Below are 13,575 nucleotides of genomic sequence, written 5' to 3'. Positions count from 1 at the left end.
AATCAAGGATCGGAGAAATCGGATGTCTCAGTCATCTTCCAAAAAAAGCTTATTACAATATATCGGGTTAGGCGAACTTGCCTCCTGCGGAGGCAACGCGGTCCTTGCCTTTTGGATGATTTTAGGAATGGCGTTTTTCCTATTCGCCGATCAAAATCTAATCGCGCCCAACCTTCGTAATATAGCGCGTTCCTTCGGAATAACCGAACAAAAGGAAATCGATTGGAAAATGGGAGGAGAAATTCCGATTTTCTTCTTCGTATTAGGAGGACTTGTCTCCGTAAATATGGGTTACCTGACCCAAAGATTTTCCAGGAAGGCCTTAGTGGTCGGAACCGTATTGCTAGGTGAAATTCCCTGCCTACTTTCCGGATTTGCGCAAACTTATAATGAGTTCCTGCTACTTAGAACTTTAACAGGCTTCGGGCTAGGGGGAAGCTTTCCTTTATTGTTCTCCATCTTAGGGGATTATTTTTCGGACAAGTCCCGGTCGATCGCCTCCGGTTATCTTTCGCTCGCAATGGGATTAGGAGTCGGCGTAGGCCAACTCTTCGGAGGAATAATAGGCCAAGCGGACTTAGAGAACGGATGGCGGATGAGTTTCATTTACATGGCGGCTCCTTCGTTCTTTTTTATGATAGTCTATGCCCTTTTTTGTAAGGAACCCGCCAGAGGCAGAACCGAAAAAGAATTCACCGAAATAGCAGGTGTGACCGGCGAGGCGGATGTTCGTTTAACGTGGAATGATTTAAGAATATTATTTGCAAACAAGACCAATATCGGAATTTTTTTGCAAGGGATTCCCGGATGCGTACCTTGGGGAGTGTTCTTTACGTTTCTAGCGGACTACTATGAAAACGATTATGGAATTCCGAAAGCCCGCGCCGCAGGTCTTATGACGTTTGCGGCGATCGGAATTTTTATAGGAACATTCCTAGGCGGAATCATCGGACAAAAACTTTATAATAAGAATAAATATTATATGCCGATCTTTTGCGCGGTAATGGTTTTATTAGGAACAGGTCCGAGCGTTTATCTTCTTCATGCGGGTTCGACCGCGCTTCAACCTTCGTTTATTTGGATAAACGTAATTACCGGATTTATTATAGCAGTGACGGGACCGAACGTGAGAGCCTTGATCCTGAACGTGAACACTCCCAAAAATAGAGCCGCCATGTTTTCGCTTTATAATCTCACCGACGATTTAGGAAAAGGATTAGGACCGGCGATGGCTGCCATTATTCTAGGTTTTGTCGCCGAGCGATCTACGGCCTTTACCATTGCGGTTCTTTTCTGGATACCTTGCGGTTTATTTTGGTGGATCATTTTAAAGAATTTCCGGCAGGACGAAGCGAATGTGCATAAAATCCTGTCCGAAGAAGCGCAAAGATTGCGGAGGACAGCTTAGTGTTTTTGGAAGATGCAAAAGTATTTTTATTCGATATAGAAGGAACAACCACGCCGATCGAATTCGTGCATAAAGTTTTATTCCCTTATTCTACGCGAAATTTTCTCCCTTTCTTTCAATCCGTTTCCCTTGAAAAAAAATTATTGGATGAATTGACCATCGCCTCGAAACAAGAATCCGAGTTTGGAAAAGTCTTGGACTCTCGACCGGAATCATTGGCCGATTTTTGCGTCTTTCTCGTCTCTAAAGATAGAAAATTGGGAGCATTGAAGGAAATTCAAGGTAGGATTTGGAAGCAAGGCTATGAATCCGGAGAACTAAAAAGTACGATCTTCCCCGACGTCCCGAAATTTTTACGGCGCATCGAAAAATCCGGAAAGGCTTCGGCGGTATATTCATCCGGTAGTGTGGAAGCGCAAATTTTAATTTTTCGATACTGCGAGGCCGGAGACCTTACTCCGAATTTTCGAGCGTACTTTGATACCTCCGTAGGCGGTAAACGAGAGGCTGAAAGTTATCGTCACATAGCCGAAATCTTAGAAGTCAATCCGTCTAAGATCGTGTTCTTTACCGATATTAAGGAAGAAGCGGAAGCAGCTCAGGTCGCCGGATTGCATCCTTATATTTTAGAACGTCCGGGAAACTATCCTCAGGGAAAACATTCTTTTCCAGTTTTATCTTCTTTCGATGGCCTATTGGCCGAATTTAGCTAAATTCGAGACTAGGGAGATCCTCGGTTTCGACCGAAATTCGTAGTATGGCCGTCCTACGTGTTCTGTTTCTTCTTACTATTTCTTATACTTTTTTTTCTCAGAATGTTCATGCCAAAGAAGTGATATACGCCTTCCGCGACCCTGGAATGCCCAAGAGCACCAAAAAAGACGATAAACCTAGAAAGGAGAAAATGATACTGATCGGAGAAACCATGATGTTCGATAAGGTAAAGCCGATCGAATACGAAGGTCAGTACAAGAATCTAGAATTGGGTTACGATATTCGCCCCGATATCGTAACCGTAAAGGTTCACTATGATCCCGGGATTCGTCCAGGTCAAATTCTCTATTTAATCGAAAAAGACTTCGACCATGAAACCTTTAAAGACGGGAATATCGTCGGGCAGATCGAAGTGAAATCCGTTTTTCAAACCGCGTTTATCGGAAAGCAATTACGCGGAGTCGGATACTTGGGAATAGCGAAAGAAAAAGTACTTTCCGTCGCTTATCCTTTATCATCGGAACAAGCAGGTCCCGCGCTAGTAGAACGTAAAAAGGGAGATTATTATTTTACGAGAAACGAGATCCCCGAGGCAATTCAAGCTTATCGGAAAGCAATTCGATTGGATCCGTCTTCTCCAACTGCTCATTTCCGTCTTGGATTACTTTATTTAAGCGAAGCTAATACCGACTCTAAAGACTCCTCCTGTTCCGGAATTTTACCGATGAGCGCCGGAGCCGAGTTCGCATCGGCTTGGAAGAAGAGAGGACGATTCGATTCCGACCAAGATGCCGTCCGATTCACTCGCGAATATATTTCCTTTTTAAACTGTAAATCGGAACAATCTCCCACATTCGCAAAAGGCGGCACAGCCCCTGAAGAATTGGACATAGCTCAGGACGTTGCGAGAGTCGGTTTTGAAATCTCAAAATCGGATTATGAACTTTTGGTTCGGAGCGCCGAAACCTACTATAGATTCTATCTAGCATATTCTCCGAAGAAGCTTGCTCCCAATATGCAAAATACTCAAGAATCGGCAAAACTAAGGAAACGCCAAGATAGAGCCTGGGAAATCTCGGAAAGACTTTTAAAAGAAGCCGGCCTCGATAATATTACCGATTATCGAATTCATCGCTTAACAGGATTATTATACGCAAAACGTTTTTTAGAAATTTCAGGGGGAATGCAAGCTACGACCATCAGCCCCGAGGCAGGTTTCCTTCGAACAAAAGCGCTGGAAGCGATCCAATCGTATAAGCAACACAAACCCAAGACCGTAGTCGGTGATCAGGAAATTCTTGCCCTGGAAAAGGATTTAGGTGGAACCTAATTCTTTCGGATCTACTCTTCGAAAAAAAATACGAGCGAAAATATAGACTCGCGTTCAACATCAAAGCAGTTCTGTAAAGCTGCGGAAGAGTTTTGACGTTCTCAATTTCAAAAATCGCTTCATAATCTAGACTCAAGCCTAAACTCGAACTTCAATAGCATAGAGAACTCCGGTCGAAAGCCTATCGATCGTAATTTCTATTTAAATTTTTAATAATACGTTTAAAACCGATAATTGATTCCCTGTCAATTCGCAGTTACTCCTCTCATTTTGCAGGTCCCCCTAGCTGCCATTGACGTTTTATCCAAAAAATGTTACCTTCCTCTCGGCAGATGGTCTAAGTAAAAGAAACAGAAAATGTTGGAGGATTGAATGCAAAAGAATATTTATTCTTTTCTTTTCAAAGCAAGTAATCAAATCCGAATGAAATCTGCAAATTTACGGATTAGTAAATTGAAGATACAGTCTAATTATTATAGTTTTGCGAGTTTCGTCGACGTAGACAGGGTCGAGGAGGTGCGATAATGGAACCTCGACAATCTATCCGAACCACCTTTTTTTTCTCCTTGATTTTTATCAGTTTATTCGCGTGCCAAAACATCGCCTTTCAAAATAATCTAATCAATTCCAATTCAAAGTCGGGGATTTCGTCAATCGATCCGGTACATAGTATTCTCCTCGCAGATTTGCTCCTCGATCAAATGGAATTAACGCCGGACGAATGCATGAATACTTATGTAGCGATGAACCTGAGTTGGCCGCTTCCAGATTACTATGGAAGAGTTTCATCCGACACTCGAGATTATGCGAACATTATCGGAATCGATTCGACAATGGATATTTCCAGGCAGTACGGCGGTTTCTTAAACCCGAGCCAATCCTTGTCTGTCGCCGTTATAGGAAATACCGCTTGCGATGCCATTACTCAATTTGGCGCGATCAAAACGCAAAATCCGCAGAATTTTATCATTTCAACCGCGGATGCAAACGGACTTCTACACGGGATAAACAACGATTATATAGTCTTTACTGTTCAGCGTTTGATTTCTAAAATTAGAGATCGTTGGCCGACCATTCGGATCGCAGTGATCGGTATTCATCCGACTCGCAATGCGGCAATCAATAATAACAAAGATTATACGAACTCGAAAGTCGGTGCATATGTGCAAACTCTGAGTAATTCCTGCTATTATGATCCGATGCCTCTGTTCGGAGTCGGCCCGGGAGAATCGGCTCCCACGTCTTTGATGTTGGATACGGTTCATTACAATGAGGCTATGTCTTTCCAGATCAAAAGCATGTTACAATCGGTTTGCGGAATTTCAATTTGATCTAAAGTAGGAATTCTTTTTAAGATCCTCATACGCAATGCAGATACAAAATTTCAGAAGCATGAAATAAGTTGACGCCTAGGAGAAGGTTCAAAGAATTAAAATCGAAACCGAACGTCAATCTGCTGCCGGGAAAAAATCGGATCATGGCTTTCAACTCGAAGCTACAAATGAAATTTAGCAAAAAATGAACGATTGCCATTCTAAAAATTTTGTAGGCAGTTTAGGGATACAAGTTAGGGCCGAAATTGAAGACATATCCTTTCCTGTTTTAATACAGTACCCTACTTTAGAACCTTCTACCTTAACGGCCTTCGGTCCGTACACGATGGATGTCAGTCCCGAAGCGAGCATAACTGAAGGACAATTTCCTCTAGTTATAATTTCACACGGCAACGGCGGGTCTCATCTTCTCTATCGAACAATCAGTACCTTTTTAGCAAAAAACGGGTATGTGGTCGGAATGTTAGAACATTACGGAAATAATCGCAATAATAATAAATTAGAAAATACGACCGAAAATCTCGTTAACCGACCGAAACATGTAAGCTTAACGATCGATGCGATACTTTCCGACAAACGATTCGGAGCGCGTATACTTTCGGATCGCATCGCCGTAATAGGACATTCAATGGGCGGTTACACAGCCTTGGCGTTAGCCGGCGGTGTCCCTTGGACGAAAGAAGGAAAAAAAATCGAAGTCCCTTCCGACTCAAGAGTGAAGGCTATCGTTTTAATGGCGCCGGGTGCGGGCTGGTTTATGAATTCATTGGGTGATGTCACCGCTCCTATCCTTATATTTATGGCAGAACACGACCCGATTACCCCGTCTTGGAATGCCGAAATCGTACTAAATAGCGTTCCCGATAGATCGCAAGTTACTCTTAAGACGATTAAGAATGCCGGACATTTTTCCTTCCTAAGTCCTTTTCCGACCACAATGAAAAATCCCAACTTTCCCCCTTCGATTGACCCTGAAGGTTTTGATCGGGAACAGTTTCATATGCAACTTCCGATGGATATATTAGACTTTCTAAATGAAAAACTGACTGTCACTCATTCAGAATGAAATCGATAACCGATTATGCCTGCCCGCTCGCCGGATGAATACTTTTATAGCTTCCCAATGCGTAAAGCATTAAATTTCTTTGAAATCGTTCCCAAGGAAAGTTAGGAACCGAGTCATTCCTAACTGGATGAGAGCGGCTCTCATGATCCTTCATTCGCTTGGCCTAGCAGGATGACGATGGGCTTCTTTGCAAAGTCAATTCAAGGAGATAGGACTCACAATCGCAGTTCTCATTCGCTCCGTTTAATCTGCGTTCGGAATCGGATACGTTTAATTTTAACGAAAGGAAAAACGATGATGACTATTATTCGTTTAATTAAGTCTTACTTGGCGCCGGAAATTTTAGTGACCAAATCATTTTCGTTGGCAAAAATCTGCAAGTTCTCATACCCGGCTCGAAGAACGAAAGAAAGATCGTTTAACAGCATATCGTTACCTATACGTGGGCATCGTGGCAAAGTGGACGGAGTCACCTTATTTCGCAAACATTGGAAGGGAGCAAACATTTTTCATTATGGAATTCCTGTTGGAGCTCAAACGGAATTCTCGATCTATACGACCTAAGTGACGACCTTCGTCCCTAATATCTAGTACAGAATGATCGGTAAATTCCCCACCCTTGTGGGCGGGGGCCGGAGCGAAGCGGTGGAGTCACCTTATTTCACAAAAATCGCGAGAACGCAAACATTTTTCATTATGGAATTCGTGTTGGAGCTCCAACAGACTCCGGGGGGATTTCGCCTCCCTAACAAATTTGTTTACATTTTGCAAGGTGTTTATAGCGCGAGCTTCTCCAGCTTCGATTTACTTAAGAAAAGTTTTCTTTCTTCCAGTTTGGCGAAGCGCCTCGTCGCAAAGAGGCTTTCTATCAATTTTTCTTTAAGCGTCTAACTGGAGCTGCTGATCTTGTAGATAACGATATGCGTTTAACAGTGATGACGATAGACCGACACAAAAGAAGGAATTTTAGGCAAAATAAATAAAAATATTTACATTTATTCTCATTTAGCGCATTGGTGACTCCACTAAGATTTGCTGCTTGGGACTAAGCCGACCGGAATGAAGAAAGAGACATATACAATTCTCGAAACGAACGTTCGCCTCTCGGAATCGAAAGTATGGGAATACCAGCGAAACTATTTCGAGCAAAGAGGTCAAAGAGCCTGGTTCGATGGCGAGGTTCCCTTTTACGGAACATCTAATTCCTTTGCCGCGTGTACTCAGGCTGAATTGACGCTTTCGCTAATAGAAGATCTCCCGGACCCGAAACGCAAAATAAGAATCATCGAATTGGGAGCGGGCACCGGTAAATTTGCCCATTTATTCCTCTGCGCCTTAGAGAGGATCCGACCCGAACTAATCCAGAAGAAGAATTTCCTATATATCTTAACCGATTTTACCCGCTCTAATATTCGAGAATACCCTATACAGCCTGCCCTCCGGCCGTGGTTCAAAAAAGAAATTTTAGATTCTGCATTATATGATCTCGAAAGACCCGAGGATATTCGTTTGCAATCGAACGGGTCTCCCCTTTTGGAGGAGCCGGACTGCCAATACGTTTTTATCGCCAACTATGTGTTCGACGGAGTTCCCCAGGATCTCTTCGAAGTCAGAAACGATCGCCTTTTCGAAGTCAGGGTTTGCACCACACATTCCGAATCGTCTTGGATCGAGGAGGATCCCTACAACCTCGGCAAAATCCAAATTCGACTAGAAGAAAGAGTTTGGAACGATGAACCGTATCAAGATATAAGCTGGAACGAAATTTTAAGGACCTATCGAACGGGAAGTAAGGAGCTTTTCCTTTCTTTTCCCACGACAGCGATCCGATGTATTGGGACTTTGTCCGAACGATTCCGAGATAGTATATTTATTATTTGTGATAAAGGAACATCTAATATAGAAGATTTGGACCCTACTCGCGCCCAAGGGCCGGTGGAACATGGAAGTATCTCAACACCCGTAAACTTTCACGCGATAGGACAATGGGCTCGAAATAAAGCTTGGCAGGTCTGGGAAGACAAGGAAGAGCGAGATTATTTGCGGTTGAACATTTATACCCCACTCGAATCGAAATTTGCAAACGTCGATCGAGAATACAATAGAATCAATCGCGCACTTTCTTTAGACGATTACGTTTATCTTCGAAGAAGCTGGGAAAAACTGACCGAGATAGTTCCATTACGAGAAATAATCTCTTGCTTAAAAATCAGTAGCTGGGATCCGAAAGTTTTCCTAATGTTTTATGATAAAATTATAAATCAGTTGGATAGTGGTCCGTCGGATGTTTCGCAAATCGAAGCGTTGAAGCGAGGGCTTTTTTTCATTCGCCAAAAGAACTTTTTCGATACCGAAGAAGACGTGTCCTTTGCCTTGGGAACTGTGTACGGAAAGATCGGGGAATCCTCGGAAGCGGCATCCGCCTACCGCGAATCCCTAGAAAGATACGGAGAGAACCTACATACGAAATTCAATCTAGCCTTATGCCTGATCGATTCTGGACAACCCGATGAAGGAATCATTCTTTTAAACGAGCTTCGCGCAAAACACCCCGATCTTCCGATTCCTGCTCGGACTCCGTTACGAAACGGAAACGAACAGGAAAACGTTTTTCAATAAGGAAAAGTACCGATGCCTACCAGCTTTCGTCCCTATTATATTGATGCAAACGATCAAAAGGTGATTTTAACAACCGATGCATCCGTAATACAGGCCACCGCAGCTCTGATTGCTCAATTTCCGCAAATTGCTACCATCGGGCAAGAATCAATTCGAACGAATCTAGTAACCCCGCTAGCGCAGGGAAATGTATCCCCGCTCCCGTTCTTACAATTAGCGTTCGCCGCATATGCATCGATCCAAGGGGACGAAAATCTCCCCGACGGAGACGCGACAACCAAGCTGAGATTAGATTTCTCCGCTGGCGATCCGTGTACTATTAAGATAACTGCAAGCTTACCGGATCCAACTTTAAGGCTCGCACAACTACAATACGTATTTACCCTCAGCGATCAAATCATGAATTTCTTTTCTTTCGAAGTCGTCAATTCGGCGGGGGAGAATCTCGTTTATGGAGCTTCGAAAGATGCGGTATTGGACTATTTAGTCATTTTCAATTTACTGAGCGCCTATACCCTTTCGACCGATCAAAATTTAATTCGGAAAATTTCGAGGCAGAATAGCGAATTCGCAAAGGGTTTGCAGCGGTTCGTTAATTTCTCCGACTTCAGCGGTGCGGCGACAAAGTACACTGAATTTACCATCACCAGAACTATCGCGAATGTATTGTTTGTCGATCGGGCAAAGCCGAGCGACTGGTACCCTGTTCGCCTCGAAGACAATACCGTGCTCGATCGAATCAACTTAATCGCGATAAAATCGAGCGGTCTTACTAAACAAGGAAAGGCAAAATTACAGACCACGATCTTTTTCTCGAAAGGAGGCAATTATTTACGCGCTTTAAGTACGATTGATATCATTAATTCCGAAGAATTTTCTTCGGATAAAATACCGTCTGAGATCAGCAGGATTCCGGACGACGCTAGTCCTCTAACGAACCGAAGAGTTTATTATTACAATGCTGGAGGAAACCTACTCGCTTACCTCGGGGAATATATACCGGAAACGTCCGGAGGCGTCGGTGGCAGGGGAAGAGCGGATTCCCCGGATGAAAACGAATTCCTATGGACCGGTAGTTTCCCTACCGGCTACGCGATCGGACTACCGTTAAAAAATCATCTTGGACTCTCCCGTATTAGCCTATCCGGATTTTTCATGACGAATACTCCCGTGGAAAAGTTTTTTACGATGGGCAGATCAAAATCGACGTCTTCCATTGCCCTGGCCGCAACTTACCCGTTACTGGAAGAACTTGGCTACTACAAGAAACAAAACATGGGGGTCCCGAGAAAAAATTTACCCAAGGAGTATAAAAAGCCCAAGGTTTTTAGCAATGTACCCCCTCAAAAAAATTTCAAATACATAGGAGAGAACCCAAACCAACTCCTCCTTTATAGAAAGATAATGAAAGGCGAAATCGCTCCCGACACGAAAGAAACAAAAGGATTACCGCTACAGCATAGCGAATCCCAGGAACGGGAGAACGCCGGATCGGTAATGAAGAAGTATTTATTTTCCACGAAATTCTCCGGCGGTATGGATGTAGACGGAGCCGATACGTTTTCAGCCAAGTTCACCGCCTATTATGCTAAACGGTATCCTACGCCTTTCCAGGGGAGTAGCTTATCCGCAACTGATTTCACCAATTACACGGTTAGCGAAGACGGGCAAACCACCGACGCCATCCAGAAGTTTCCAACCGACGTCCCTTATTTACTAAAGACAGATCCGTATTACCAAGTCGAAACGGACCAGGAATGGTGTCACTTATTCGGGCACGGAGATGGAGGTCCCGATATCCCTAAAAACTTCGTTTCAGGAAGCAAGCATTGTAATACCGAACAACTCGCCATCGAAACCGGGCAACGAAAGAGAAAAATCGCGGGGCTTACCGCCAAAATCACAGCTTATCTGCTTCCTGCCAGCGATATCTGGTTCAACCCCGATCCGGACGCAGGAACGGGAGCCGAAGTTAAGTCCGTAAAAGACAGTCTTCCCTTAGCGCACGTAATGCGATATAAGGTATATGACGCCAAAAAAAACAAAGTATTCGATCATTGGTATGACGCACAGGCGCAAAGCTTTGATTATAATGAATTTTTAATATTGGAGGAGTTCGTGGATCGAAAGACCTCGATCGGAGACGATGCGGGCCGTTTAGAATACAGGGGATCCCTTATCGCCAGGTTCTTGGATCGACTATTCAAAGACTGTAAGACCAACGACATACCGTACGGTGACGTCGCATTGAAGCCGTTCTACGACTTTCCTTCCGGGTATAAAAACGCGAAATCCAAAAAAACGGATCGGCAAAATACCGTCGTCCAATTTCTAGAAGGCGACGGAAAACCGGTATTGGAGCAATTCATTTTCGAAGAGAAACTCTCTTTATTGGCCACGAAGAGTCTGCCTCCGGACGTGCAACACCTATTCTCGCGAGTCATAGACAAGTCACTGCAACCGTAAACAAAAAGAAGATCCATGATAGTTAAAATATTCGTAAAGTTCTTTATTTTTATTTCGAAACGAACGCGTCTTCCTATCGATTCGAATAAGAAAATAACGAACGACCGGCTAGGATAAAACGATATGCCCTTTTCCGTTTACCCTTATTACGTTGATTCGAACTATTCCTCCGTATATCTTTATGAGGACCCCGACAGAATAACGGGAGATTTCATGAATGCCTTCCCGGAATTGGACGGAGTGGGAGGAATGAGTGCAGCCTACATCAAAGCGAATTTAATCCAGAAAATCGCGGCTAAATTCGTTCCTTCCTACTTTATCCAAATTACATTAAACTATTATAAAAATACCCAAAATATCGACGACCTACCCGCAACGGACGACGCCACAAAACTGAATCTCGCGGCTTTTAACCCCGAGGCAAACCCTTGCAAACTTACGATCGCTTCCGTCGGACCCAACTTGAACGAACTCGAAGCCGCTCAGTTGGAGTATATATTCGCGTTTACCGACCGATTGATGAACTTTTTTCTTTTTGAATTTTCTTCCGACGACGAACCGATCACGTACGGCGCTGCGGACAACCAAATCCTCGGGAACCTAACCATCTTGAATTTAGAAAATGCTTATGCTCTGGTCCAATTACCGAATCCTGAAATAGCGAATTTTAAGGAAAGATTAGCGGGATACGTCAATTTTACGAATCTGAAAGATCTGGTCTTCGGTAACCAAATATACACGAATTTATTCAGTTCCGGAATAGACCAGGGCACTTGGTATCCCATTGCAGGAAAGACAGGAATCGCTAAATATAATATTAAGAATCTATTAAATCCTAAGAATAAAGGAGATGTCAACCAAGGACTCCTTTTGCTGCGATGGCTGGATGGCACGGTAAAGAAATACGACGATTTACTCGCGATCGCGACTGCCATTCAAGTGTCTCCCAACTTGGATCCGGTAGAGATTGCGGCTCTATCGTTGAAAGCGACAACTGTAGGAGCCCTTGCCAAATCCGTACCGGCTAATCTGGCCAACAAAACTCCGTATTACTGGGTCGACCAGGCTGGCGTACTCGCCGGGATACTAGGACGTTTTATCCCGAGTCTCGGAGGAGGAGGCGTCGGAGGCAGGGGAAGAGCGGATAACGTAACTGAAAATGTGATTCTTTGGAGCGGAAATGCATTCATTGCCTATGCAATCGGATTGCCAATCGAAGTAAAAGATAAATCTGCGATCATGTCCACCAAAGCCGATCGAGTCTTCAAAACCAATACGCCTTCTTCGACGTATGAACCGGATGCATTTCTATCCAAGGATGCGGAAGCGATGGTTTACGGAATTATAAAGAATAAAACCGTACCGCCTATCAAGAAATTTTCCAATAAATTTCCTTCAATTTTTTATTTTAAACGATTCAAGGGAGCGGATGTAAAAAGAAAGAACAAGCCCCTGACCGGCTACGACCCTCCAAGGGTATTCGAAACACCTATTAAGAATTTTAAATATATCGAAAAACAAGCTTTGACCAGGAAAAAAATGAAAGGGAGCGAAGACGCCAAGCAAGCGTCCGGAGTCAAGTTAAGCCATAGGCAATCGATGGAGAGGGAAAACGCTGGAACCGTCATGGGCAAATTCCTTTTTAATAAAAAATTTAAGAAAGATCAAAGTGGAGACACATTTAAGACGGGCTATGATGTATACTTTACGCAAAATAACCCCGGCGATTCCGGAAGCAGTCTTCCGGCCACCGATTTGACCAATTACCTCGCTCAAAAAGATACGGTATTAAAGACTAAAATTTTAGATTTGTATAAGGAAGCGACTCCCTACTTTAAAAATCAGCTCGTCCCCAAAGGCGGATCTCAGGCCCTGAGAGTCATAACCGATCAAGAATGGTGCCACCTCTACGGTCATGGAGACGGAGGCCCGGATATCCCGCAAAATTTCGTATCGGGAAGCAAACATTGTAATACCGAACAGCTTGCGATCGAAACGGGTCAGAGAAAAAGGAAAATCGAAGGACTCACTGCCAAAATCACCGCGTACATGCTTCCCGCGCAGACGGTCTGGTATACCGGAGCCGACTCCGACGATGCACCAGCGGATCGAAAAGACGTTAAAAAGCCTCTTGCCGATTTCAAGGAATTTCCGCTACCGACTGCACACATGATGCGCTATAAGGTCTATCACGGCGGAAAGAAAGTGTTCGATCATTGGTACGACGCGCAAAGCCAAAGTTTCGATTATAATGAATTTCTAATTTTAGAAGAGTTTGTGGACTGGAAGGTATCTCTCTTGGATCCCTTGGCAAAATTCGAATACAATGCCTCTCTGATATCCAGATTCTTGGACAGATTATTTCGGGATTGTGCAAAGACCGTGCCCCCCATCGATTGCACCGCGGCGGATTTAGCACCGTTCAAAGCGTTTCCACCCGGTTATAAAGACGCAAACCAAAAGAAAAAAAAAGATCCGAAAGCGGTAGCCCTCTTCGTAACCGCAGGTACGGGTAAGCCGGTATACGACAAATTTAAGTTCGACGACGAAAGCGGAATCATACTCGGAGATCAAAACCAAATCCCGGAACCGATTAAAACGACCTTTGTCAAATTAATTAAAGTATTTCAGTCTTAAC

Annotated in this window: 9 protein-coding genes; all 9 read left to right on the top strand. The window is 43.8% G+C overall.

The features are described 5' to 3' along the window. The first annotated feature begins 22 nt into the window (after positions 1-22). The 9 genes from LEP1GSC050_RS16335 (at position 23) to LEP1GSC050_RS16290 (ending at position 13,574) form a co-directional block, all read left to right on the top strand. Complete coding sequence (locus LEP1GSC050_RS16335) at positions 23-1,408, top strand: MFS transporter (RefSeq protein WP_010568823.1); 1,386 nt, start codon at positions 23-25, stop codon at positions 1,406-1,408. Continuing rightward, on the top strand, positions 1,408-2,121 hold the full coding sequence (mtnC, locus tag LEP1GSC050_RS16330; protein ID WP_010568822.1) for an acireductone synthase: 714 nt from the start codon (positions 1,408-1,410) through the stop codon (positions 2,119-2,121). The genes LEP1GSC050_RS16335 and mtnC overlap by 1 nt, the downstream gene beginning before the upstream one ends. 44 nt (positions 2,122-2,165) lie before the next feature. Next, entirely contained in the window at positions 2,166-3,452 is a 1,287-nt protein-coding gene (locus LEP1GSC050_RS16325) for a tetratricopeptide repeat protein (RefSeq protein ID WP_010568821.1), read from the top strand. 725 nt (positions 3,453-4,177) lie between these two features. After that, positions 4,178-4,783: an SGNH/GDSL hydrolase family protein gene (locus tag LEP1GSC050_RS16320; RefSeq protein ID WP_232225753.1), complete on the top strand. Its 606-nt coding sequence runs from the start codon at positions 4,178-4,180 to the stop codon at positions 4,781-4,783. Between the two features lie 187 nt (positions 4,784-4,970). After that, complete coding sequence (locus LEP1GSC050_RS16315) at positions 4,971-5,852, top strand: alpha/beta hydrolase family protein (RefSeq protein WP_010568819.1); 882 nt, start codon at positions 4,971-4,973, stop codon at positions 5,850-5,852. A 294-nt stretch (positions 5,853-6,146) separates the two neighbouring features. Further along, a complete protein-coding gene (locus tag LEP1GSC050_RS16310; RefSeq protein WP_156895976.1) occupies positions 6,147-6,416 on the top strand; it encodes a hypothetical protein in 270 nt (89 codons plus the stop codon). Positions 6,417-6,911: 495 nt separating this feature from the next. Beyond that, positions 6,912-8,471, top strand: a complete 1,560-nt coding sequence (locus LEP1GSC050_RS16300; RefSeq protein WP_010568816.1) for an SAM-dependent methyltransferase — start codon at positions 6,912-6,914, stop codon at positions 8,469-8,471. Between the two features lie 12 nt (positions 8,472-8,483). After that, on the top strand, positions 8,484-10,937 hold the full coding sequence (locus LEP1GSC050_RS16295) for a hypothetical protein (protein WP_010568815.1): 2,454 nt from the start codon (positions 8,484-8,486) through the stop codon (positions 10,935-10,937). Positions 10,938-11,060: 123 nt separating this feature from the next. Further along, positions 11,061-13,574, top strand: coding sequence for a hypothetical protein (locus tag LEP1GSC050_RS16290; RefSeq protein WP_020987356.1), 2,514 nt, complete (start codon positions 11,061-11,063; stop codon positions 13,572-13,574). Position 13,575 lies beyond the last annotated feature (1 nt).

This window comes from Leptospira broomii serovar Hurstbridge str. 5399 (assembly GCF_000243715.2).
GTDB classification, from domain to species: domain Bacteria; phylum Spirochaetota; class Leptospiria; order Leptospirales; family Leptospiraceae; genus Leptospira_B; species Leptospira_B broomii.
Note: the sequence above shows the minus strand (reverse complement) of the source record. Positions and strands in the feature narration are given on the sequence as shown.

Bases quoted from the DNA above. Each gene is read 5' to 3' on its own strand.
- LEP1GSC050_RS16335 (WP_010568823.1), top strand. From the start codon at position 23: ATGTCTCAGTCATCTTCCAAAAAAAGCTTATTACAATATATCGGGTTA.
- LEP1GSC050_RS16325 (WP_010568821.1), top strand. From the start codon at position 2,166: ATGGCCGTCCTACGTGTTCTGTTTCTTCTTACTATTTCTTATACTTTT.
- LEP1GSC050_RS16320 (WP_232225753.1), top strand. From the start codon at position 4,178: ATGAATACTTATGTAGCGATGAACCTGAGTTGGCCGCTTCCAGATTAC.
- LEP1GSC050_RS16315 (WP_010568819.1), top strand. From the start codon at position 4,971: ATGAACGATTGCCATTCTAAAAATTTTGTAGGCAGTTTAGGGATACAA.
- LEP1GSC050_RS16310 (WP_156895976.1), top strand. From the start codon at position 6,147: ATGATGACTATTATTCGTTTAATTAAGTCTTACTTGGCGCCGGAAATT.
- LEP1GSC050_RS16300 (WP_010568816.1), top strand. From the start codon at position 6,912: ATGAAGAAAGAGACATATACAATTCTCGAAACGAACGTTCGCCTCTCG.
- LEP1GSC050_RS16295 (WP_010568815.1), top strand. From the start codon at position 8,484: ATGCCTACCAGCTTTCGTCCCTATTATATTGATGCAAACGATCAAAAG.
- LEP1GSC050_RS16290 (WP_020987356.1), top strand. From the start codon at position 11,061: ATGCCCTTTTCCGTTTACCCTTATTACGTTGATTCGAACTATTCCTCC.